This window comes from Mesorhizobium sp. M0028, assembly GCF_040323855.1.
Lineage (GTDB): Bacteria > Pseudomonadota > Alphaproteobacteria > Rhizobiales > Rhizobiaceae > Mesorhizobium.
Window position 1 is genome coordinate 200,040 of sequence record NZ_JAMYVG010000001.1, and the last position, 22,909, is coordinate 222,948.

The 22,909-nt window shown below is 62.5% G+C and carries 23 protein-coding genes; 13 read left to right on the forward strand and 10 right to left on the reverse strand.

All coding sequences use genetic code 11. The annotated features are described in order from the left end of the window. Positions 1 to 3 precede the first annotated feature (3 nt). The 3 genes from NKJ93_RS00945 to NKJ93_RS00955 all read left to right on the forward strand — a co-directional run bounded on the left by NKJ93_RS00945 (position 4) and on the right by NKJ93_RS00955 (position 1,901). Positions 4 to 372, forward strand: coding sequence for an Hpt domain-containing protein (locus tag NKJ93_RS00945; protein ID WP_023717831.1), 369 nt, complete (start codon positions 4 to 6; stop codon positions 370 to 372). A gap of 97 nt (positions 373 to 469) precedes the next feature. Next, entirely contained in the window at positions 470 to 790 is a 321-nt protein-coding gene (locus tag NKJ93_RS00950; RefSeq protein WP_006334837.1) for a 2Fe-2S iron-sulfur cluster-binding protein, read from the forward strand. An 82-nt stretch (positions 791 to 872) separates the two neighbouring features. Next, positions 873 to 1,901 (forward strand): NAD(P)/FAD-dependent oxidoreductase, encoded by a 1,029-nt coding sequence (locus NKJ93_RS00955; protein ID WP_023717829.1) that lies wholly within the window; start codon positions 873 to 875, stop codon positions 1,899 to 1,901. Positions 1,902 to 1,927: 26 nt separating this feature from the next. Here NKJ93_RS00955 and NKJ93_RS00960 read toward each other — a convergent pair whose 3' ends face one another. Together NKJ93_RS00960 and NKJ93_RS00965 are read right to left on the reverse strand one after the other, a co-directional pair. Then, positions 1,928 to 3,409, reverse strand: a complete 1,482-nt coding sequence (locus NKJ93_RS00960) for an MDR family MFS transporter (protein ID WP_023717828.1) — start codon at positions 3,407 to 3,409, stop codon at positions 1,928 to 1,930. A 214-nt stretch (positions 3,410 to 3,623) separates the two neighbouring features. Then, complete coding sequence (locus tag NKJ93_RS00965; protein WP_023717827.1) at positions 3,624 to 4,241, reverse strand: DUF922 domain-containing Zn-dependent protease; 618 nt, start codon at positions 4,239 to 4,241, stop codon at positions 3,624 to 3,626. Between the two features lie 96 nt (positions 4,242 to 4,337). On the opposite strand from NKJ93_RS00965, the gene folP reads away from it, so the two are divergent. Genes folP through folK form a run of 3 tightly spaced genes read left to right on the forward strand, consistent with a single transcriptional unit; the run spans position 4,338 to position 6,051 of the window. Continuing rightward, on the forward strand, positions 4,338 to 5,183 hold the full coding sequence (gene folP, locus NKJ93_RS00970; protein ID WP_023717826.1) for a dihydropteroate synthase: 846 nt from the start codon (positions 4,338 to 4,340) through the stop codon (positions 5,181 to 5,183). A gap of 3 nt (positions 5,184 to 5,186) precedes the next feature. Continuing rightward, on the forward strand, positions 5,187 to 5,546 hold the full coding sequence (gene folB, locus NKJ93_RS00975; RefSeq protein WP_023717825.1) for a dihydroneopterin aldolase: 360 nt from the start codon (positions 5,187 to 5,189) through the stop codon (positions 5,544 to 5,546). Next, complete coding sequence (gene folK, locus NKJ93_RS00980; RefSeq protein WP_023717824.1) at positions 5,530 to 6,051, forward strand: 2-amino-4-hydroxy-6-hydroxymethyldihydropteridine diphosphokinase; 522 nt, start codon at positions 5,530 to 5,532, stop codon at positions 6,049 to 6,051. Before folB ends, folK begins: the two co-directional genes overlap by 17 nt. Before the next feature lie 25 nt (positions 6,052 to 6,076). Here the strand turns inward: folK and NKJ93_RS00985 are convergent, their stop codons facing one another. After that, the gene (locus NKJ93_RS00985) at positions 6,077 to 6,625 is read right to left on the reverse strand and encodes a DUF924 family protein (RefSeq protein WP_031193615.1); all 549 of its coding nucleotides are present in this window, start codon (positions 6,623 to 6,625) and stop codon (positions 6,077 to 6,079) included. 20 nt (positions 6,626 to 6,645) lie between these two features. Then, on the reverse strand, positions 6,646 to 8,481 hold the full coding sequence (locus NKJ93_RS00990; protein ID WP_023717822.1) for a monovalent cation:proton antiporter-2 (CPA2) family protein: 1,836 nt from the start codon (positions 8,479 to 8,481) through the stop codon (positions 6,646 to 6,648). 230 nt (positions 8,482 to 8,711) lie between these two features. Here NKJ93_RS00990 and NKJ93_RS00995 point away from each other — a divergent pair, with 230 nt between their 5' ends. Continuing rightward, positions 8,712 to 8,978 (forward strand): hypothetical protein, encoded by a 267-nt coding sequence (locus tag NKJ93_RS00995; protein ID WP_023717821.1) that lies wholly within the window; start codon positions 8,712 to 8,714, stop codon positions 8,976 to 8,978. Between the two features lie 62 nt (positions 8,979 to 9,040). Here NKJ93_RS00995 and NKJ93_RS01000 read toward each other — a convergent pair whose 3' ends face one another. From NKJ93_RS01000 to NKJ93_RS01015, 4 genes are all read right to left on the reverse strand, one after another. Then, a complete protein-coding gene (locus tag NKJ93_RS01000; RefSeq protein WP_023717820.1) occupies positions 9,041 to 9,595 on the reverse strand; it encodes a hypothetical protein in 555 nt (184 codons plus the stop codon). An 87-nt stretch (positions 9,596 to 9,682) separates the two neighbouring features. Next, positions 9,683 to 10,777, reverse strand: coding sequence for a YcjF family protein (locus tag NKJ93_RS01005; protein ID WP_023717819.1), 1,095 nt, complete (start codon positions 10,775 to 10,777; stop codon positions 9,683 to 9,685). Then, a complete protein-coding gene (locus NKJ93_RS01010) occupies positions 10,774 to 12,252 on the reverse strand; it encodes a YcjX family GTP-binding protein (protein WP_023717818.1) in 1,479 nt (492 codons plus the stop codon). Before NKJ93_RS01010 ends, NKJ93_RS01005 begins: the two co-directional genes overlap by 4 nt. Positions 12,253 to 12,316: 64 nt before the next feature. Beyond that, entirely contained in the window at positions 12,317 to 12,820 is a 504-nt protein-coding gene (locus NKJ93_RS01015) for a SixA phosphatase family protein (protein WP_023717817.1), read from the reverse strand. A 258-nt stretch (positions 12,821 to 13,078) separates the two neighbouring features. Here NKJ93_RS01015 and dksA point away from each other — a divergent pair, with 258 nt between their 5' ends. Then, positions 13,079 to 13,495, forward strand: coding sequence for an RNA polymerase-binding protein DksA (gene dksA, locus NKJ93_RS01020; RefSeq protein WP_023717816.1), 417 nt, complete (start codon positions 13,079 to 13,081; stop codon positions 13,493 to 13,495). Between the two features lie 85 nt (positions 13,496 to 13,580). Here dksA and NKJ93_RS01025 read toward each other — a convergent pair whose 3' ends face one another. Continuing rightward, positions 13,581 to 14,333, reverse strand: a complete 753-nt coding sequence (locus tag NKJ93_RS01025) for a hypothetical protein (RefSeq protein WP_352494571.1) — start codon at positions 14,331 to 14,333, stop codon at positions 13,581 to 13,583. Positions 14,334 to 14,535: 202 nt separating this feature from the next. Between NKJ93_RS01025 and cckA the strand changes: the two genes are divergently transcribed. Both cckA and NKJ93_RS01035 read left to right on the forward strand, forming a co-directional pair. Further along, positions 14,536 to 17,109 (forward strand): cell cycle histidine kinase CckA, encoded by a 2,574-nt coding sequence (gene cckA, locus NKJ93_RS01030; protein ID WP_352494572.1) that lies wholly within the window; start codon positions 14,536 to 14,538, stop codon positions 17,107 to 17,109. An 83-nt stretch (positions 17,110 to 17,192) separates the two neighbouring features. Next, positions 17,193 to 17,903, forward strand: a complete 711-nt coding sequence (locus NKJ93_RS01035) for a purine-nucleoside phosphorylase (RefSeq protein WP_023717814.1) — start codon at positions 17,193 to 17,195, stop codon at positions 17,901 to 17,903. 51 nt (positions 17,904 to 17,954) lie between these two features. Here the strand turns inward: NKJ93_RS01035 and NKJ93_RS01040 are convergent, their stop codons facing one another. Further along, positions 17,955 to 18,350, reverse strand: a complete 396-nt coding sequence (locus NKJ93_RS01040; RefSeq protein ID WP_352482241.1) for a hypothetical protein — start codon at positions 18,348 to 18,350, stop codon at positions 17,955 to 17,957. A gap of 301 nt (positions 18,351 to 18,651) precedes the next feature. On the opposite strand from NKJ93_RS01040, the gene urtA reads away from it, so the two are divergent. From urtA to urtC, 3 genes are all read left to right on the forward strand, one after another. After that, complete coding sequence (gene urtA, locus NKJ93_RS01045; protein WP_352448748.1) at positions 18,652 to 19,962, forward strand: urea ABC transporter substrate-binding protein; 1,311 nt, start codon at positions 18,652 to 18,654, stop codon at positions 19,960 to 19,962. A gap of 100 nt (positions 19,963 to 20,062) precedes the next feature. Beyond that, positions 20,063 to 21,679, forward strand: a complete 1,617-nt coding sequence (gene urtB / locus NKJ93_RS01050; RefSeq protein WP_352587066.1) for an urea ABC transporter permease subunit UrtB — start codon at positions 20,063 to 20,065, stop codon at positions 21,677 to 21,679. After that, positions 21,676 to 22,908 carry an urea ABC transporter permease subunit UrtC gene (gene urtC / locus NKJ93_RS01055; RefSeq protein WP_352587069.1) on the forward strand — a complete coding sequence of 411 codons (1,233 nt, stop codon included), beginning with the start codon at positions 21,676 to 21,678 and terminating at the stop codon, positions 22,906 to 22,908. The genes urtB and urtC overlap by 4 nt, the downstream gene beginning before the upstream one ends. The last annotated feature ends 1 nt before the right edge of the window (position 22,909 follow it).

A 22,909-nucleotide genomic window follows, 5' to 3' on the forward strand; every position in this document is an offset into this window, starting at 1 on the left:
GTGATACGTGGCGAAAACGGCATTGCCTTCTCGATGCCCGGCGGTGACGTGTCAGGGACAGCTGGGGCGCGGCCGATCGATCTGGCGCATCTTGCGCGCCAGACGATGGGCGATCGGAGCCTCGAGCAAGAGGTGCTGGCACTGTTCGTGCAGCAGGCGCTATCGGTGCGCGACAAGATCGTCGATGCGGATGTCAGGCAGCGGCTGCTACTGGCGCACGGGCTCAAAGGCTCGGCGCGCGGGGTCGGCGCCTTCGCCATTGCCGATTGCGCCAGTGCGATCGAATGCCGGCCCGACGACGCCAGCACGCTGAAGCGCCTTGGCTCACTGATCGAAGAAGTGCGCGACTTCGTCGCCGCCATCAGCCGATAGAACTTATTCCCAAAACGCCACGCAGCGGCGCTTTCGCGCCGCAGTTGACTTGTCTGGCAGAGTGATTATGTCGGCTCAGACTCCCTTCAGGTGACAAATGACCAAGCTGACCTTCATCGCCCATGACGGCACGCATTTTGACGTGGATGCCGAAAACGGCTCGACCGTCATGGAAAATGCGATCCGCAATGCGGTGCCGGGAATAGAAGCGGAATGCGGCGGCGCCTGCGCCTGCGCGACCTGCCATGTCTATGTCGACGAAGCCTGGACGGCGGAGGTCGGCGAGCCGGAAGCCATGGAAGAAGACATGCTGGACTTCGCCTACGACGTCCAGCCGAATTCGCGGCTGTCATGCCAGATCAAGGTGCGCGACGCCCTCGATGGGCTGGTCGTGCGCGTGCCGGCCCGCCAAGGCTGAAGCCGATTTTTGCCGCTGCCGCTTGGCAGCGGACCAATGGTCATGCAGTGTCGCGCCGTTTTCCCATAAAGGCGCATGCTTCATGACCGCTATCACCAAGACGGACGTACTCATTGTCGGGGCAGGGCCTGTCGGCCTGTTTGCCGTATTCGAGCTCGGCCTCTTCGACATGAAGTGCCATCTGATCGACATACTCGACCGGCCCGGCGGGCAGTGCGCCGAACTCTACCCGGAAAAGCCGATCTACGACATTCCGGGTTGGCCCTCGATCTCGGCGCAAGGTCTGGTCGACAAGCTGCTTGAGCAGATCGCGCCGTTCAAGCCCGAATTCACCTATAACCGCATGGTTTCGAGCCTGGAAAGGCTGGAGGACGGCAGCTTCCGCGTCACTACCGACGAAAACGAGGTGTTCGAAGCCAAAATTGTGGTGATTGCCGCCGGCGGCGGCTCTTTCCAGCCGAAGCGGCCGCCGATTCCAGGCATCGAACCCTATGAAGGCAAGAGCGTGTTCTACTCGGTGCGCCGGATGGAGGACTTTCGCGGCCATGACCTCGTCATCGTCGGCGGCGGCGATTCGGCGCTCGACTGGACGCTGAACCTGCAGCCGGTGGCCAAGAGCGTGACGCTGGTGCATCGGCGGCCCGAATTCCGGGCAGCGCCCGACAGCGTCAACAAGATGTATGCCATGCAAGAGATGAAGCAGCTGGAATTCCAAGTCGGACAGGTGACGGGCCTGACCGGCAGCGACGGCCAGCTAGCCTCCGCCACGATCAAGGGGCCGGAGGGCGATGTCGAAGTGCCGTGCACGCGGATGCTGCCATTTTTCGGCCTGACGATGAAGCTCGGCCCAATCGCCGAATGGGGCCTCAATCTCCACGAAAACCTGATCCCGGTCGACACCGAAAAATTCCAGACGTCGGTGCCCGGCATCTTCGCCGTCGGCGACATCAACTGGTACCCCGGCAAGCTGAAGCTGATCCTGTCGGGCTTCCATGAGGTCGCTCTAATGGCACAGGCAGCCAAGCGCATCATCAGCCCCGGCGAGCGCATCGTGTTCCAGTATACGACTTCGTCGACCAGCCTGCAGAAGAAGCTCGGCGTGGTCGACTGAAGCTCGCCGGATTTCACCAGGCCGGTCTACTCCGCCAGGGCTGGGGCCGAAGCCTCGGCATGGCCGCGAAGCGTTTTCTCCGGCATCAGCCAGAGCGTGATGAACGACAGCAGCAAGGTCGCGGCGGCGGCAAGAAAGATCATCACGAACGGCGTGGCTGAGGCGATATGGCCGGCCGTCTGCGTGCCTTCGCTGGCCAGCGGCAGCCCGTAACCAAGGGCGACGGCACCAAGCATGGCGACGCCAAGCGCACTACCCAGCGAGCGGAGGAAGGTGAGAACGCCGGTCGCCACGCCAAGGTGCATGCGATCGACGGCGTTCTGGACCGAGACAGTGGCAACCGGAAAGGTCGTGCCTGTGCCCAGGCCTATGCAGGTCGTCAACACCTCGACAAGCAATAGCGAGGCATGCCCGGCGACCAGGCTGAGCACGCCGAGGCACAGGATCGAGAAAACAGTTCCGACCATGGCAATGCGCTTGTAGTGGAAAAAGCGTGGGATCATTCGCGCGCTGAATGTCGCACCGGCCACCGTGCCGAGCATCAGCCCAAGCAACGCGGTGCCAGATTCGCTGACTGACAGGCCGACGACCGATTGCAGGTAGACCGGCAGATAGACCGACAAGCCGACATTGGCGGCCTGCAGCAGGAACATCGACAACGTGCCGGCGAGAACGATCGGATTGCCGAGCACTTCCAGCGAGATCAGCGGTTCGGCCGCGCGCATCAGCCGCAGCGCGAACGCGCTCCAGAACACCGCTGAGCAGGCGAGCAGTCCAAGGATTTCACGCGACAGCCACGGATACTCGCTGCCGCCCCAGTTCAAGGCAAGCAGCAGCAGCGAGGTGGCCGCGACCAGAAGCAGCGCGCCGAGGCCGTCGATGCGGTGATGTTTTGCAGCGATCGGCAGCTTCTTGAGCGGATTGTTAATGATCGCCATCGCCAGCAGGCCGAGCGGAATGTTGATCCAGAAGATCAGCGACCAATGCAGATGTTCGGCGAAGGTGCCGCCGAGCAGCGGCCCGGCGATGCTGGCGACGGCCCAGGTGCCCGAAATCCAGGCGGCGTAGCGAGCCCGCTCGCGCGGCGGCACGAGGTCGCCGATCACGGTCTGCGTCAGGGCGAAGAGCCCGCCGCCGCCGGCGCCCTGGATCGCCCGGCCGACAACCAGGACCAGCATGTTGGGGGCCGTGGCGCTGACCAGCGACCCGGCGAGAAAGATCAGGATTGCCGCATAGACGGTCGGCCGGCGGCCATAGATATCGGAGATCTTGCCGTAGAGCGGCGCCACTGCGGTCGCGGTCAGAAGATAGCCGGTTACGATCCACGGCAGATATTCGGCATGCCCGAGCAGACGTGCCATCGTCGGCATCGCCGGCGCGACGATGGTCTGGTCGAGCGCCGCCAGCAGCATTGACAAAAGCACGCCGCCGATGATGGCGTTTTTCTCGGTTTCGGTCAGCGGCGTGCTGGTTTCCACCATCGCTTGCTTGTCGATAGCCTGGTCCATATCCGTTCATCCATTATGCCTGCGTGCACTTCCGCGACGGGCTGGGAAGCATCTAGTACGCCGATTGGCGTTTGCCGGAGGCTGATCCCTGCGAACCTGGCATATGTCGTTCGCTATAGGCCGATTTCGACAGCGGCTCGAAAGTTTTTCGAAGCTGGCACTATGCTTCGCCAAATTGGCTTTGTTCCAAATTTGGCTTTGTCCGACGCGGAGTTCAGCCGGGAGCGAGCCGTCCATTCTCAATGCGCTCGATGCGATAGTGCAAAAGCCGCAGGATGCGGCTTTGGAAATTGACGCTTTCCACACGATCGAAGCGCATCTGGTCCTGGTCGTGCTTGGCAAGCATGGCCGCTGTAATTTTCGCGGCCTTGGCCTTGGCCAATTCGCAGGTCTTTTCAGGGTAGCTCGCCTTCAAGGCGTCTTCTAGTTCGCGGCCATGGTTCTTGGCAATCTCGACGTGGCGTTCCTCATGGCGCTTGATGTCGGCGGACAAAGTCTCCCAGAACAGCTTGACGCCTGCATCGGCTTTGCGCGGGCGGCGCCACTCGGGAAGGATAACCTTGACCTTGACGGTAACGGCAGCGTCGGCAATCCAGCACGAGCCCGGCTTTTGCGCATAACTGACGCGGGTGGTGAACGCCATCTGGGTGGCGCCGGGATGCCGCGACCCGGTGCTTTTCACCTGAGGCCCGAGTTTCGACAGCTGGGTCCCGATGTCGTCGAGCGTCCTGCCGCCGATCGGGAAATAACTATATGTCTTGACGAGAGTCGTAGCGCCGGCCGGGAATGCGGTCAGAGCGAGCATCAGGGCGCAGAGGAGGGATCGTTTCATCGTGTTGCCTCTTTGCCCACCTTGCTTTACCGCCGTCTCCGGCGCAACGGAATTGATCCCCGGTCATGACGTGGGATCGAACATGGTTGATGGGCAATGATGACAGGGCGATGGCAGCTGGCGCATGGGCGCCATCTTGACCTTGGCGGCAAGGCCATCGTCGTCGGCATCCTCAACGTCACGCCGGACAGTTTTTCCGACGGCGGGCTGTTCGATGCCCCGGAAAAAGCGGTGGACCAGGCGCGCCGTATGGTGGAGGAGGGAGCCTCCGTCATCGACATCGGCGGAGAATCGACGCGTCCCGGTGCCTCTCCGGTGTCTGCAAAGGAAGAGCAGGCCCGCATAGTGCCCATCATCGAGGCGCTCGCGACGTCTGGCGGAACGCTGATCTCGGTCGATACCTATCGCCAGGATACGGCGCGGCTTGCCGTCCAAGCCGGTGCACATATCGTCAACGACGTCTGGGGCCTGCAGCGCGAGCCGGGCATTGCCAGCGTCGCTGCCGAAACCGGCGCCGGCCTTGTCATCATGCACACGGGACGGGACCGGCAGAAACTGCCCGACGTGATTGCCGATCAGCTCTTCTTCCTCAGGAAGTCGCTGGAAATCGCGCAACGGAGCGGTGTTGCCGACGACCACATCGTGCTCGATCCGGGCTTCGGCTTCGCCAAGGAGACAGCCGCGGAAAACCTTGACCTGATGGCACGGTTTTCCGAGCTTCGTGCGCTGGGCTTTCCGCTGATGGCCGGCACATCGCGAAAGCGCTTTATCGGCACCGTCACCGGCCGCGACGCAGCGGCAAGGGGCGCCGGAACCGCCGCCACAAGCGTCATCCTGAGGCTCAAAGGCGCGCATCTTTTTCGCGTCCACGATGTCGCAATCAACGTGGATGCGTTGGCTATTGCCGATGCTATGCTCGCACGTGAGATCGGGGAAAGCTGAGCCATGTATGTCATCCGCATGAAGAACTGCGCCTTCTTCGCCCGGCACGGTGTGCTGGACGAAGAGGAGACGCTCGGCCAGCGCTTTTATGTCGATGCGGCGCTCACGGTAGACCCCGGGCGGGCGCTGGTCGACGATTCTATCGAGGACACCGTCAATTACGGCATCGCCTTTGCGGTCATCGAAAAGATCATTACCGGCGAGCGGCGCTTTCTGATCGAAGCGCTGGCGCTCGAAGTGGCGAGGGCGCTGACGGCGCGGTTTCCGCAGATCAAAAAGGCCGAGATCACCGTGCGCAAGCCGAACGCCCCGGTGCCGGGTGTGCTCGATCATGTCGAGGTGACCGTTGTCTGGCCAGAATAGTAACAACAACACCGTCTATCTCAGCCTTGGCGGCAATCTCGGTGATCCGGCGAAGTCGATGGCTGCGGCACTGGGCATTCTGGATGCCGACGAGAGCACGCGCGTCGTTGCCGTTTCGTCGCTCTACCGAACGCCGCCCTGGGGCAAGCTCGATCAGCCGGATTTCCTCAATGCGGCGGCCGAGATCTCGACCGCGCTTGCGCCGCGGGCTTTGCTCGACCTTTGCCTCGACGCCGAGCGAAAACTGAAGCGGGTGCGGGAGGAGCGCTGGGGTCCGCGCCTGATCGACATCGACATTCTGGTGTTCGGTGACCGCATCATCCACGAGACCGGACTGGAGGTGCCGCATCCGCGCATGCTGGAGCGCGCCTTCGTGCTGGCACCGCTGGCAGAAATTGCACCGAAGCTTGTGGTCGACGGCAAGAGCGTGTCGGAGCGACTGGCCGCCGTCGACACGTCGGGTATTGAACGGCTGCCGTCAGGCCGGAAATGGTGGAAGACCTGACGCTGCCGCCATTGGTGGCCGAAAATCAGCCGGAAAACCCACCACCGTCGAGGAACATTTGTTCGTCCGGTGTCGTCTCCCGGCCAAGCATCCTGTTTCGGTGTGGAAAGCGGCCGAAGCGCTGGATGATGTCGCGGTGTTCTACCGCATATTTCAGATAGGACGGGGCTTTGGCGGCGGTAAGCTCCATCGATTTGAGCTGATCGGCGAGATCCTCCGAATGCTCATAGGGCAGATAAAGAAAGACGCGGAGCTCTTCGTCGAGCGCCAAGTCATGGCCGGCAGCGATCGCCTTCCCGGCAAAATGCCGCGCCAGCGGGTCCGTGGCGTACATGTGGCCAGTGCCGCGAAAGCAGTTTCGCGGAAACTGGTCGAGCAGGATCATCAGTGCCAGCGACCCTTCGGCGTGTTCGGACCAGCCGTCGCATTCGCGGCGGGCGGCGGCGAAGTGCAGATCGAGAAACCGGGTGCGGAAGTCGGCATCAAAAGCGTCGTTCTTCTCGAACCATGCGTCCTCCCCGGCGTGGCGCCAGAATCTGGTTACGGAGAGCGCGCGTTCGTCCAGTTCATCCATCATTCGCATCTTCCCAAGGATTAATCGGCCGGCTCGGATTTCTGCAGCACGCCGGCGGTTTCCTCATTGAGCGCCTGACCCGCGCGGCGTGGTGTGCTGAGCGGCGTCGGGATGGGGGTGCCAATATTGCCTTTGAGGAAGCGCCGTCCGGCGCGGATGCCTTCGGCCTGTTGAAGCTCGAAACGGGCAGCGTCGCGGCGGCGGACGTCCTCGACTACCTCGGCGACCTCTTCCGGGTCGACGCCGAGGGCTTCCAGCGTCGAGCCGCCGAAGACAAGCGCCGATTCGAACGTCTCGCGGAGCTGATAGTCAACGCCGGCACGGATGAGCTGCAACGCGGTGCCGCGGTCGAACGCCCGTGCCAGCACTGTCAGCAAGGGAAACTCCGCCTTGATCAGTTCCGCGATGCGCACGGCGGCATCGGGCTTGTCAACGCAGATCAGCACGGCGCGTGCCCGCCCGGCTCCCGCGGCTCGCAGGATGTCCAGCCGCGTGCCGTCGCCGTAATAGACCTTGAAGCCGAAATCGGCCGCTGCTTGGATCATTTCGACCTCGTTGTCGATGATCGACACGTCGATGCCGCGCAACAAAAGCGGCTGGCTGGCGATCTGGCCGAACCGGCCAAAGCCTATGATCAGCACGCTGCCGGTCAGGCCGTTGGCGACATCGACGCCTTCAAGCGACTGCTCGTCGCGCGGCGTCAGATACCGCAGTGCAATGATCGCCAACGGCGTCAGCACCATGGAAATGATGACAATGGCGGTCAGCATCGCATTGGCTTGGCCGTCGATAATGCCCACCGCAGCCGCCGCGGAATAGAGGACGAAGGCGAATTCGCCGCCTTGCGCCATGAAGACGGCGCGCTCGAGCGCTTCCCGATGGTCGGTTTTGAGGACGCGGGCAACGATATAGATGCCGATCGCCTTCATCACCATGTAGGCGACGACATAGATGGCAATGAGCTGCCAGTTGACGACGACGACATGCAGGTCGAGCGACATGCCGACGGCGAGGAAGAACAGCCCGAGCAGAATGCCGCGGAACGGTTCGATGTCGGCCTCCAGCTGGTGGCGGAAGGTCGATTCCGACAAAAGCACGCCGGCCAGGAAGGCGCCCATGGCCATCGACAGGCCGGAAAGCTGCATGGCGAGCGCTGACCCGAGAACGACCAGAAGGGCAGCTGCGGTCATCACCTCACGGGCGCGCGCATCCGCCAGGATACGGAAGAACGGATTGAGCAGATAGCGCCCGGCAACCACCAGCCCGACGATCGCGGCAAGGCCGATGCCGACCTCCGTCAACCTATCCGACAGGCTCATATCGGCGCCGCCCGGCGCGAGGAAGGCGATCAGCGCCAGCAGCGGCACGATGGCCAGATCTTCCAAAAGCAGGACCGAGACGATGCGCTGGCCCTTGGGCGTTGCCAGGTCGCCGCGTTCTTCCAGCAATTGCATGACGATTGCCGTCGAGGTGAGTACGAAACCGGCGCCAGCGACGAAGGATTGCGCGATCGGGAAACCTCCCGCCAGGCCGACGCCGGTCAGCAGAACCGCGCAGACGCCGACCTGCAGCGCACCAAGCCCGAAAATCTCGCGGCGCAGGCCCCATAGGCGTGACGGCTGCATCTCCAGCCCGATGATGAACAGGAACATGACGACGCCGAGTTCGGCGACATGAAGAATGGCTTCCGATTCGGAAAAGACGCGCAGCCCGAATGGGCCGATCACGACGCCGGCCGCCAAATAGCCGAGGATGGAGCCAAGTCCCATGCGCCTGAAGATCGGCACCGCAACGACGCCGGCGGCAAGCAGCGCCACCACCTGGATCAGATCGCTGTTCGATGCCTCTGCCGCCATGCCTGCCCTTCCGCTCTCCTGGGAGTCAAGCGGCCAAGATAGGGGCTTCGGAGCGGATCGAACAGTGTGAATCCGGCGCATTGTGCAGGCGATATTGCAGGCGCACTGCACAGGATAATGGCCTTCCAGGCGTTGCTTGTTTTCGCTATCCGGCGCTAAGGACGCCCGGCTTCGGCCAGTGGAGGGTGAGCGACGATCAAGTCACGGCCCTTTTTGAGGAGATGACTGACATGAAGAAGTTTTTGCTGGTTGCCGTTGGCATCGCGGCACTTGCCGGCTCTGCCTGTTCGAAGGCGCCGGAGTGCACGACCGAGATGCTGACCAAGAAGGCTCAGGACATGACTGCGGCACTTCAGGCTGCTATCACCAAGGATCCGGCCAAGGCAGCCGACCTCACAGCCAAGGTCCAGGCGGTCACAACCAAGTATCAGGGCGGCACGACAGCAGCCGAGGCCTGCAAGGCCTATGACGAGTTGATTGCAGCGATCAAGGGCTGAGCACCCATCTGCATGTCAAGGACGGCGGCGGCGTTTGGTTGCCGCCTTTTCACGCCGAAAGCTCAGTTCGGAGTTATGGAGCCGACCTCGACTGCATCGATCCGCTTCAACTTCATACCGATGACCGGGACCAGCTGCTGGTCGACCCGCACGGCAACGGTCACCGTCATCGAATTGTCGTCGGGGACAAGCGCCTGCATCACGCCGCGCAACTGATTACGATTAATGGTGAAAACCACCTTGTGCGCATCGACGACATTGCCGCCGATAATGTCGAGGCCGGAGCCGGCGGCCCCGCCCATGAAGCTGCCCTTGTAGCCCTGCCGGCCCATGTGTTCGATCGTTGCCGACATCTGCTGGGTGAACATACCGACCCGGCAGCCGCCGTCGAGCGACATGCCGACCTTGCCGTCAGGCGTCGAGCCAATGAAGCTGCAGGTGAATTTCGTGCCCTTGTATTTGCCGGCAACGATTTCTCCGGGGCCGACCCATTTGCCCTCGACCGATCGAAAGAACTGCTTGTCCGGTTCCGCCGCCGAAGCCTTTCCGGCAATGCCGATGGTTGCGACAAGGGCGAGCGCCACGTGCAGCACGTTGGACAAAATAACGCTTTTCATCGACGACACCCGGCAACAAAGAGACTGGTTTGGACGCTTCCGACCATGAACAAGATTGGTTAATGCTTTGTCACCCCAAGGCGGTAGTCACGTCTCGGAAGCGGATGTTTCTTTTTCTTTCTTTGCCGCAAAGGAGGTCAGCGCGGAAAGGAAATCGCCCAATCCTGGACGCCTGACGGCGTTAAAGGGCAGGGGCCTTGCCGTTTCCATCGCTGCAATGCCGATGCGCGCCGTCATCATGCCGTTGACGACGCCTTCGCCGAGCTTGGCCGAGAGCCGAGCCGCAAGGCCATGGCCGACGATCTGCTGGACGAAACTGTCGCCGACGGCGATCGACCCAGTGACCGCGAGATGGGCGAGAACGCTGCGCGCCAGGCGAAAAAAGCCTAGCGTGCCGGGGCGGCCGCCATAGAGCTCCGACAGACGGCGAATCAGCCGGCCGGCTTCGAACACGACATAAGCGACGTCGACCAGCGCGCGCGGACTGACCGCGGTCACCAGGGACACGCGCTTCGCCGCTTCGAGGATCATCATCTTGGCGCGGGCATCGAGCGGGCCGAGGATCTCGGTCTCGGCCAGCCGCACCAGATTGCCGCCATCGATGATCTCGCCGCGCAATTCGGCCAGCGAGCGCCTGCCGGCCGCGGTTTCGGGCTTGGCCGCGACAAATGCCGACAACTCGTCGACCACGGCGCGGGCGGCCTTCGGATCATCGCGGGCAATCGCATCGAGCGCCCGCTTCTGCAACTTTTCGACCTCGGCGAGGCGAGCAATCGCCACGAATTCGCGGATAAGGATGACTACAAGCGCCAGGATGGCGATCAATGCCATTCCGGCCGCCAGCCAGCCCAGCCACTCGGCGCGCTCGAACAGGTCGCGAATCAGCTGGTCGGTCCAGAGGCCAAGGGCGAGCGAAACCAGAACGCCCAGCGCGCCGAAGAACAGGCAGCCAAGCAGCGAACGTTTTCGCGGCGCAATCGCCGGCGGCGGTTCGGCAGCGACGACATCAGGCTCGTCGAAGACGTCGATCTCCGCCGGTGTGACCACGGCAAGATCCGCCTTCACGTTACGCGGCTTTCGCGCCGGCGCGGCCTCGGCCCCGGAATGGCGAGCCGTCGGATCTACCTTCGGCTGGGGCTCCGGCTCGATGCGAAAGGCCGCCGGTCTGCGGGGCGCGCTCATGCGAGATGATCTCCGATCAGGAACTGCACCGCGCGGTCGAGCCTGATATGCGGCAGCGACAGCGTCACGCCCTCGGCCGTGCGCTCGAGTTTCGGCGGGCGAAAGCGCACGAAGCGGATCGCCGGGTCGTCATCGTTCTGCTGGTGCTTCGATTCGAAACCATCGAACACCGCATCAACTTTCTCCGGCAAATCACCGGGAAATATGGCTGTTTCGGTCTTTCCGTCAAAGGTTTCGCCATTGATTTTTTCGCCACGCAATGGCGTGCCGATAATGACCGGCAAAGTCTCACGGCCCTGCTTGACCGTGCCTTCCCGAGTCGCGCGCATGGCCGCCATGGCGACGACGTCGACGTCGGCACCAGTGAAATTCGCCCGCGCCACGGCGCGGTCGGCAAGCCGCCGCACGATCGCCTGCAGCCGGTCGTGGCTTTCGTGGTGCAGATGGTCGGCCTTGGTCGCGGCCACCAATATGCGGTCGATGCGTCTTGAAAACAGGTCGGTCAGGAAGTTGCCCCGGCCGGGCCGGAAACAGGACAGGATTTCGGTGACCGCGCGTTCCAGATCGGCCATAGCACCGGGGCCGGCGTTCAATGCCTGTAAGGCGTCGATGAGCACGATCTGCCGGTCGAGGCGCGTGATGTGTTCGCGAAAGAACGGTTTGACGACATACGTCTTGTAAGCCTCGTAGCGCCGCTCCATCATCGCCTGCAGCGATCCGGAGCGGGCGCGCCCGAGGCCGAGTTTCGGCAGCGGCGCAAAGGTCAGCGCCGGCGATCCTTCAAGATCGCCGGGCATCAGGAAGCGGCCGGGCGGTAGGGTCGAAAGCGCCCGCTCGTCAAGCTTGCAGGCCTTGAGGTAGGCGGCGAAGCTCTCGGCGAGACGGCGCGCCGTCATCTCGTCGGCGTCGTCGTTGGGGTCGACGGAGGCAGAGAGCGCCTGCCATTCCCGCGAAAGATCGACACGCACCGGCAACACGGCCATCTCGAAGGCCTCACGCGAAAAATCGGCGTAGGACTTGCCGAGCAGCGGCAGGTCGAGCAGCCATTCGCCGGGATAATCGACGACGTCGACGGACAATTTGCCGGCGGAAAACATGCGGCTCCAACCGGAGGCCGATTCGTATTCGATGGTGAGCCTCAGTTCGGAAATCGCACGCGTCGAGTCCGGCCAGACACGGTCGTCGACAAGAGCCGCGATGTGATCCTCGTACTGGAAGCGTGGTACGGCGTCGTCCGGCTGCTCTTCGAGAAAGGCCCTGGCGATGCGCCCCGATTTTTGTGCCTCAAACAGCGGCAAGCGTCCGCCATGGACCAGATTGTGCACAAGGGCCGAGATGAACACCGTCTTGCCGGCGCGGGACAGCCCGGTCACGCCAAGACGCAGCGACGGAGCGAAAAGCCCGGCAGCGCGGCCTGACAACGTATCCAAGGCGATCTTCGCCTCGTCGGTGAAAGTCGTCAGCGATGATGCCAAAATCTGTTCTCGCGGGGCCGGTCAGCCACCGATATAGGCTTTGAGGCGCGGCTTTGAAATGGCCTCAGATATCGGCAGGCGTCAGGAAGGCTTCGAGATAGCCGGCGCCAGGCGCAGCCTCCGCAAGACTGCCGTTGAACCGGACCACCGCAAGTGCGGAGGTCGGGAAGCCGTGGTTCAGCATGGCCCGCGCGGTCTCGTTGCCGTCGCCTGAGAGCGCCATGGCGAGATCCTCAATCATCGGATTGTGGCCAATGACGAGCAGGGCGTCCAGCCCGCCATTCTGCCGGACGGCAGCGAGGTACGCGGCGGCATCGTCGTTGTAGAGCGCGTCAAAGAACAGCACCCGGCCCGTGTCCGTATGGCCAGCTAAGCTTTCCAGCGTCTGGCGGGCACGCCTGGCGCTTGAGCACAGGGTGAGGCCCGGTACGTATTTGCGAGAACGCATCAGCACGCCCATCGCTTCGGCATCGGCGAAGCCAGATGTATAGAGCGGGCGGTCGAAGTCGGCGACGCCGGGCAGCGCCCAGCCGGCCTTCGCATGCCTCAGCAGGTAAAGTCTGGTCACCGGATCCCCGTTGTGCCGGGCACCGAACCCGTCAATACGCCGCAGGATTTGCCATCAGAAGAGCTCCGTGCGCAATGGCAAGCGTCCTTCAAGCATAGCGAATCATGTATGAATTCGGTCGTATTCTTCGCAAAAAGGGCTCGCGGATGCCGTTTGTCCGGGACTAACAATTGCGTGAAACAGTCGTCGATTGACCTTGTGCAGTTTTCGGTCCGCGAATATATAGGCGCCAAATTTGGGGTTTGTTGGGTGAGTCGAATGAACGACATCGTTACCGCCGATTACGTACCCTCCGAAGACGAGCCGTTCATGAACGAGCGGCAGAAATCCTACTTTCGCCTGAAGCTCGTCACCTGGAAGAACGACATCTTGCGCGAAGCGCGCGAAACTCTCGAAATCCTGCAGCAGGAAAACGCCAACCATCCCGATCTCGCCGATCGGGCTTCCTCAGAAACCGACCGCGCCATCGAACTTCGCGCCCGCGATCGCCAGCGAAAACTCATCTCGAAGATCGATTCCGCCCTCCAGCGCCTTGACGAAGGCACCTACGGCTATTGCGAGGAAACAGGCGAGCCGATCGCGCTGAAGCGGCTCGACGCGCGCCCGATCGCGACCTTGTCGATCGAGGCACAGGAGCGCCATGAGCGGCGCGAGAAGGTGTACCGCGACGACTGAGTCGGCGGGAAAAACAGAGCGGCATCGGTAAAGCGTTCAAAATGGCCGGTTTTCCGGCCATTTTCATTGGCCGTTCGCTATCAGCCTATCTTTTCTGATTGGACAACTCGCCGAGGAGCTTCGTCATCTCGTCGTCGAGAGAGGGCGATGCCTTCGCCACCGGCTTGCTCGGCGTTTGGCTGAAGCGTGGCTCGTCGAGGGAAACCTCCAGCTCCTTCATCAGCGCATCGTCGATCGACTCGTGCTGTGCCGGCGGCTCGTATCTTGCCGGGGAGTCCTGTCTTGTCGGCGGCGGCGCATGCCGTGAAGCATTGGCGTTGACGGATCCATAATTTGGCAACGGTGTGACGTTCGATGGCGGTTTCGGCGCCGGTGCCGGCATTGTTGCCGGCATTGTCGCCGTCTGGCGGGCTCGGACAGGGCTTGCGGCTACGCTTGCCGCCTGCGGCGGCGCTTGCCTCACCGGCGCGGCTGTGGTCTGAGCCGATCTTGCTGCCGGCTGGTGGCTGTTATCTCCGGTCAATGCCGGGCGGCGCAGCGCCGAGAGCCTGATGTCGCGCTCGACGACGACGTCGGTCGGACCACCGATCAAGAGCAGGTGCTCGATATCGTCGCGGCGCACCAGCACCAGCCGCCGGTGACTGTCGACCGCTGTGGCATCCATGACCGCCAGCCGCGTCTTGCGGTTCCTGCCGCCGGCGACGAATGTTCCGAAGGTCAGGCTGCGGACCAGCCTGATGATAAGAAGAATGATGAGCAGAAGGACAAGTACTGCAAACGTCCACAGGATTGCCGCGGCATAACCAGGACCCGCCACGCCATCCAGCCATTGCAGCATTGGTTCCCCCAAAATCAGCTTTCGAAGAGACGCGACACTAGACTGTTGCGGCAGGCCACCGCAAGTTGCCTTTCACGCTTCGTGAACAGCTTGAAACACCGGGAGCGGAACGGCGTCTTTTTAGCGGACATTTGCCGCCGGGCCTTTTCCCGACCCTGAGAATATGATTCAACCGACACCGGAATTCACGAGCAGGGGGAACATGGCCAAGGAAGCGCGCGGCGATTTCTATCCGGTACCTATCGTCGACCAGAACACGCGACCGGGCGCGGTCACCCGGCTCATCGTCTTCATCGTCGTCCTGACGGGGGCAGCGATCGTCTTCGGCCTTTTCCGCGAGCGACTTGGCGACCCATTCCTGCTCGGCATGCTTGGCGTGTTGGCGATGATCGGCGTCGGCTTTCTGTTCGCCACTGCGATCGGCTTCGTGCACGTCACGCCGCGCTCGACAAGCGACGAACTGTCGAAAGCTTTCGTCGATTCGATGTCGCAAGGCCTCCTGGTCACCGATACCAAAGGCCGGATCATCTACGCCAACCGGACCTATGCCGACATGACTGGCGCCGAGTCGGCCGCCGACCTCAAGACGGTCGAAGGTTTGCTTTCAGACGTTCCCGAGGCCTCAGTGACCATATACCGGCTGGCGTCAGGCCTGCGCGACGGCCAGGCGGGCGACGGCGAGTTTCGGCTCGCGCAGTCCATTCGGCCAGGCGCCGAATCGGGCGCGCGCTGGTACCGCGTCCGGGCCCGCGCGTTCAGCGTTCCAGGCCAGCGGCTGCCCATGCTTGCTTGGCAGCTTGCTGATATCTCGCGGGAACGGGCCGAGCAGGAGCGGTTCTTTCTCGACCTGCAAAAGGCCATCGATCACCTCGACCACGCGCCGGCCGGTTTCTTTTCGGCCGACCAGGAAGGCCGCGTCACCTATATCAACGCGACCCTTGCGGAGTGGCTGGGCATCGACCTGGCCAGCTTCACCCCCGGCGCCATCACGCTGCCGGAGATCGTCGCCGGCGACGGCATGGCGCTGGTCCGTTCGGTCAAGGCCGACGCGGGTACCACGCGCAATGCCGTTATCGATCTCGATCTGACGACGATGACCGGGGAGGCGTTGCCGGTGCGCTTCATGCATCGTGTTTCGGCCAGCCGAGAGGGGCTCAACGGCCCGACTCGCACCATCGTGCTCAACCGGACGCAAGGCGAGGACGCTTCGGCCGACCTTCGCGCCTCGGAAATACGCTTCACGCGATTCTTCAACTCGACGCCGATGGCGATTGCCGGCGTCGACCATGCCGGTCGCATCCTGCGCACCAATGCGCCGTTCCTGTCGCTATTTTCCTCGGTCGTCGACCGCGACGCGGTCGATCGGCGTGTGCGGCTGGATACGGTGATCCACGAGCGCGACCGGCCGGCCTTCGCCGCGGCGTTCGAAAAGGCACGCCAGCAACAGGCTGATATCGAGCCGATCGATACGGTGCTGCCCGGCAATGAGGAACGACACATACGCTTCTACGTCAATGCGGTCGCAGACGGCACCGGCGGCGAGGGCGCCGAGGAATCGGCCATCGTCTATGCCGTCGAGACCACCGAGCAAAAGGCCCTCGAGGGCCAGATGGCGCAGAGCCAGAAGATGCAGGCGGTCGGCCAGCTCGCCGGCGGCATCGCGCATGATTTCAACAATGTGCTGACCGCCATCATCATGGCCTCAGACCTGCTTTTGACCAACCACCGGCCGTCCGATCCGTCGTTCCCGGACATCATGAACATCAAGCAGAATGCCAACCGGGCGGCCTCGCTGGTGCGGCAGTTGCTGGCCTTCTCGCGCAAGCAGACGCTGCGACCGGAGGTGCTCAACCTGACCGACGTGCTCGCCGACCTAAGGATGCTGCTTGCCCGTCTGGTCGGCAACGATATCAAGCTCAAGATCGACCATGGCCGCGACCTGTGGCCGGTCAGGGTCGATATCGGGCAGTTCGAGCAAGTGGTGGTCAATCTGGCGGTCAATGCGCGCGATGCGATGCCGGCCGGCGGCGACCTCACCGTTCGCACCCGCAACGTCAGCGCCGGGGAATGCAAGACCTTTTCCTATCGCGAACTTACTCCGGCCGACTATGTGCTGGTCGAGGTCGAGGACAGCGGCAGCGGTATCGCGCCTGATGTGCTGAAAAAGATCTTTGAGCCCTTCTTCACGACAAAGGAGGTTGGCAAGGGAACGGGCCTCGGCCTGTCCATGGTCTATGGCATCATCAAGCAGACAGGCGGCTTCATCTTCTGCGATTCCGAAGTCGGCAAGGGATCCCTGTTCCGCATCTTCCTGCCGCGGCACATTGCGGAGGCAAGGAAGGCGGGCGAGGCTGGAGAAGTGCCGGCCGCACCTGCCAAGATCGCCGACTCAGCCAAGGATTTGTCGGGCTCGGCCACGGTGCTGCTGGTCGAGGACGAGGACGCCGTACGCATGGGCGGCATGCGTGCACTAAAGTCGCGCGGCTACACCGTCCACGAGGCGTCGTCGGGCGTCGAGGCGCTTGAAGTCTACGAAGCGCTCGGCGGCAAGGTCGACATCGTGGTCTCAGACGTGGTGATGCCGGAAATGGACGGCCCGACGCTGCTTGGCGAATTGCGCAAGCGGCAGCCCGACATCAAGTTCATCTTCGTGTCCGGATATGCGGAAGACGCATTCGCCAAGAACTTGCCGGCCGACGCACATTTCGGCTTTTTGCCCAAGCCGTTTTCGCTCAAGCAATTGGCCACGATCGTCAAGGACATGCTGGAATCCTGACCCTTCCAATGCTCCGCTTGCGCAATGCCGTGAGACTGCCATGATTGCAGGCGAAACGGGCGACGGGTTTTGGAAAGCATGCCGTGACGCCACACAACGAGGCCAGCAAGGGCGACTACGCAAGCACGGTGCTGCTGCCGGGCGATCCGCAGCGCGCAGAATGGATGGCGCAGACTTTTCTGGAGGCGCCGCGCTGCGTCAACCGCCGCCGCGGCGCGCTTGGTTTTACCGGCCTGTTTCGCGGCAAGCCTATCAGCATCCAGTCCACCGGCATCGGCGTCCCGTCATTCCTGGTCTACGTGCACGAGCTGCTGGATTTCTATGGTGCGAAAACACTGATCCGCACCGGCACCTGCGGCGGGCTGACCGCCGAGCTGGCGCTGCGCAGTCTGGTGATCGCGCAATCGGTGCGCGGTGAAAGCTCAGAAAGCGTTCAGAGTTTCGGGCTCTATCGTGCCAACGCCAGCCCCGATCCGGCATTGTTGGCCCAGGCGTTGACCCGGGCCGCCGAACTCGGCATCGACCAGCGGGCCGGCCTGACCATCTGCAGCGATATTTTTTATCATCCGCAGGGGCGTGAGCGCTTTGCCGAAGCGCAGGCACAGGGCGCGCTCGCCGTGGACATGGAAACCAGCGCGCTCTACCGCATCGCGGCCGATTTTGGTGCCCGGGCACTGTCGATCCTGACCGTCGTCGACAATGTGGCAACCGGCGAGCAGACCGACTATGCAGAACGCCAGGGGCTTTTCACCAATATGACCCGGCTGGCGCTCGACGTGGCGGCGGAGAGCTAGGCGGCTCTCTGCCTTCCGGTGCTAATTCTCACGAGGTTGCGCATATTTTTTTCAACGTTTGGTGCAGGTCGAGGCGGTAAAGGCACCGTCCGGCTGCTTCATGATGATGTCGAAGGAGGGGGTGGTTCCGCTTTCCAGCGTCGCTTGCGTAAGCGAGATCGAGTTGCCGCCGCTGGTGTAGCCGCCCAGCGGACCCAGCCAAGTGATCACCCCGTCTGCATCCATCTGGTAGTTATAACTCTGCCGCGCGGTGCCGAAGCTCACCGGACCGCTATAGACGTTTCCCTTGATGGTGATGTCGCCGAGGCTGAGGAACATGCCAAGCAGATAGACTTCGCAATGATAGGGGCCGTCCGGCAGCTTGCCGTCGCTGAAGCCGGCGCGCGCTACAGTCGTCGTCGCCAGCAGAAGCATGGTGATGAAAATGCAAGACGTTCGGAAGGCCATGGCGTCGCTCGTTTAAGGGTTCGAACTTGCCCCATTTCGCTGCGGCGCTGCAATCCTCGCCAGTGCTCTTGTGATGCTGCTCAAAATTCGGGCATTGGCCCGTACATGAGTAAAACTTAGGCTGATACGGGTGATCTTTTCTCAGTTCGAACCTGGCAGGCGAGGTTCATCTCCTGCGCCTAATACATTAACCGACTGACAGAGCTGGGAAATCTCAGATCTTCCGATCTTGCTCCGGTAATTGGCACAGCCGTTGCATGGTCTGTTCCGATGCAGTTAACCAGCTTGGGAGTTTAAAAGTATGAGGGGCAGTTTCTCGACAATAACAAAAATGTTTTCGGCCGGCGTGGTCACCGCCGGCCTGCTGATGAGCATTCCCGCCAAGGCGGCCGACGACACCATCAAGGTCGGCATCCTCCATTCGCTGTCGGGAACCATGGCGATCTCGGAGACGACGCTAAAGGACGCCATGCTGATGCTCATCGAAGAGCAGAATGCCAAGGGTGGCCTGCTCGGCAAGAAGCTCGAGGCGGTGGTCGTCGATCCGGCTTCCAACTGGCCGCTGTTCGCAGAAAAAGCGCGCGAGCTGATCTCGAAGGACAAGGTCGCGGCGGTGTTCGGCTGCTGGACCTCGGTGTCGCGCAAATCGGTGCTGCCGGTGTTCAGCGAACTCGACAACATCCTGTTCTACCCGGTTCAATATGAGGGCGAGGAGAGCGAGCGCAACGTGTTCTACACCGGTGCGGCGCCGAACCAGCAAGCCATTCCCGCGGTCGACTATCTGATGAGCGAGGATGGCGGTTCGGTGAAGCGCTGGGTGCTCGAAGGCACCGACTATGTCTATCCGCGCACCACCAACAAAATTCTTGAAGCCTATCTGAAGGCGAAGGGCGTTGCTGCCGAAGACATCATGGTCAACTATACGCCGTTCGGCTTCTCCGACTGGCAGACCGAAGTCTCGGCAATCAAGAAGTTCGGCTCGGCCGGCAAGAAGACCGCTGTCGTCTCGACCGTCAACGGCGACGCCAACGTGCCGTTCTACAAGGAACTCGGCAATCAGGGCATCAAGGCCGAGGATATTCCGGTCATGGCCTTCTCGGTTGGTGAGGAAGAGCTTGCCGGTCTCGACACCGCGCCGCTCGTCGGCCATCTCGCCGCCTGGAATTATTTCGAGAGCGTCGACACGCCCGAGAACGCGAAGTTCATCGCCGATTGGCACAAATTCATCAAGAACGACAAGCGCACCACCAACGACCCAATGGAAGCCCACTATATCGGCTTCAACATGTGGGTGAAGGCGGTAGAGAAGGCCGGTACCACCGATCCGGACAAGGTCATCGACGCCATGGTCGGCGTCTCGGTGCCGAACCTGACCGGCGGTTATTCGACCATGATGCCGAACCATCATATCACCAAGCCGGTGCTGATCGGCGAAATCCAGGCCGACGGCCAGTTCGAAACCGTCTCGCAGACGCCGGGCCTGGTGATGGGCGACGAATGGTCCGACTACCTGCCCGACTCCAAGGACCTGATCTCCGATTGGCGCGCGCCTCTATCCTGCGGCAACTTCAACGTTGCCACCGGCAAATGCGGCGGCAAGGGAACCAACTAATCCTCCCGGTCTGTCCTCCCAGACCGCAAAGCCTCCGGGCGGGCTCCTTCTCCAGCCTGCCCGGAGGCGACATTCAACCTCCAAGAGCCACCAGAAACCGATGATCCTGATCCGCGCGATTGGCCTGATGCTGCTGCTCCTCCTGGGGGCGCAGCTGCCGTCGAACGCCAGCGAAGCAGATCTGCGCGCCGTCATCGCCAAATTCGCCACTGCCGCCAATTTTCCGGCGATCGAAGCCGTCGTGCGCGAGCTTGCGGCTTCCGGCGATCCGGCCGTCGAACGGCCGCTTGCCGCGCTTGCGGAGGGCAGCCTTTACGTCCGCAAGGCCGATTCACTGGTCTTTGTCGGCAAGGAGAGCGGCGACGGTATTGAGCTGCTCGATGCGCTCACCGGCGAAAAATCGGGCGAAGCTGCCAAGGCCGACATCACCAAGATCAAAGTCAACAACACGCTGCGCCGCGTCATCCGCGACGCGCTGGGCACACTGACGCTTGGCTCCAAGGACCCGGCCGTGCGCATTGCCGCCGCCGACACCATGTTCAAGACGCCGGACGCGGCAAACATCGAGCCGCTCGACACCGCCATCGCCAATGAGAGCGTGGCAAGCGTCAAGGCGCTGCTCGAACATGCCCGCGCCGCGTCGGTTCTCGTTTCCGACAGGCCGGAGGCCGACAAACTGGCGGCTATCGCTCTCATCGGCGCGCGCGGCGACCGCGATGCGGTGTCGCTGCTCACGTCTGTAGAGGCCAATTCCGAAGGTGCGGTGAAGGACGCGGCGACGGCTGCGATCGCCAATATCAATTCGACGCTGGCGCTGTGGGATGCCGGCCAGAATATCTGGTACGGCATATCGCTCGGATCGGTGCTGCTGCTGGCGGCGATTGGCCTGGCCATCACCTTCGGCGTCATGGGCGTCATCAACATGGCGCATGGCGAGATGGTCATGCTCGGTGCCTACACGACCTTCGTCGTGCAGGAGGTGATCCGGAATTCCTTTCCCGGTCTGTTCGACTGGTCGCTGGTCATCGCCTTGCCGCTGGCCTTCCTAGTGGCGGCGCTCGTCGGCCTTGTCATTGAGCGCGGGCTGATCCGCTTCCTCTACGGCCGGCCGCTGGAGACGCTGCTGGCGACATGGGGTGTGTCGCTGATCCTGCAGCAGGCCGTACGCACCATCTTCGGGCCGACCAACCAGGAGGTAGGCAACCCGTCATGGATGTCCGGCTCGTTCAATATCGGCCAGCTTGCCGTGACATGGAACCGGCTCTGGATCCTGGTATTCGCGCTTGGCGTGTTCGCGGTGCTGCTCTACGTGATGAAGCGCACGCCTTGGGGGCTGCAGATGCGTGCCGTCACCGCCAACCGCCGCATGGCCGCCTCGATGGGCATCAGGACGCCGTGGGTCGACGCCCTGACGTTTGCACTCGGCTCCGGCATTGCCGGCATAGCCGGTGTCGCGCTCAGCCAGATCGACAACGTCTCGCCCAATCTCGGCCGCGGCTACATCATCGACAGCTTCATGGTCGTCGTCTTCGGCGGTGTCGGCAATCTTTGGGGCACGCTGGTCGGCGCCTTCTCGCTCGGTATCGTCAACAAGTTCCTCGAACCTTATGCCGGAGCGGTGCTCGGCAAGATCGTCGTCCTGGTGCTGATCATCCTGTTCATCCAGAAACGCCCGCGCGGCTTGTTTGCGCTCAAGGGCAGGTCGGTGGAAGCATGATCACGGGACGTTTCTTTGCCGCCGGCGCCGATCGTCGCGTCGCCATCACCATCTTCTTCCTGCTGGCGGCCGCCATCGTCGTGCCGCTGCTCAACCTTGCGGTCTCGCCGACAAGTTCCTTCTACGTGCCGTCTTATATCGTGGCGCTCACCGGCAAATATCTCTGCTACGCACTGCTCGCCTTGGCGCTCGATCTCGTCTGGGGCTATTGCGGCATCCTCTCGCTCGGCCACGGCGCCTTCTTCGCGCTCGGCGGCTATGCGATGGGCATGTACCTGATGCGCCAGATCGGCTCGCGAGGCGTCTATGGCAATCCGCTGCTGCCCGACTTCATGGTGTTCCTGAACTACAAGGAATTGCCGTGGTTCTGGTATGGCTTCGACCATTTCTGGTTCGCGGCGGTCATGGTGCTTGCGGTGCCCGGCCTGCTCGCCTTCGTCTTCGGCTGGTTTGCCTTCCGCAGCCGCGTCACCGGCGTCTATCTGTCGATCATCACCCAGGCGATGACCTATGCGCTGCTGCTTGCCTTTTTCCGCAACGACATGGGTTTCGGCGGCAATAACGGCCTGACCGATTTCAAGGACATTCTAGGCTTCAACGTGCAGGCCGACATGACACGCTCGGCGCTGTTCGCGGCCAGCGCCGTCATGCTCGCGTTTGCCGTCTTCGTCACCTGGGCAATCGTCGGTTCCAAATACGGCAAGCTTTTGATGGCGGTGCGCGACGCCGAAAGCCGCACGCGCTTTCTCGGCTGGCGGGCGGAGAACGTCAAACTGTTCGCCTTCACCGTGTCGGCGGTGATGGCCGGCATCGCCGGTGCGCTTTACGTGCCGCAGGTCGGCATCATCAACCCTGGCGAGTTCGAGCCGTCCAATTCGATCGAGGTGGTGGTGTGGGCGGCCGTCGGCGGGCGCGGCACCATCGTCGGACCGATCATTGGCGCGCTTCTGGTCAATGCCGGTAAATCCTGGTTCACCGGCGTGCTGCCGGAGTTCTGGCTGTTTGCGCTGGGCGGCCTGTTTGTCGCCGTCACGCTGTTCCTGCCCAAGGGCATCATCGGCATGTGGGATTCCTGGCGCGGCAATGCCAAGGCGCTGCGGGCAGCCTCGATTGCCGAGGAAGCCGGCACCGATCCTGACACGCCGGTGCCGCCGAAAACCGATCGCTCGGCGGCGAGAAGGCCGGGCGACTGGTCGGCCTCCGGTGCCGAACCGCAGCCGGCGGAGTGAT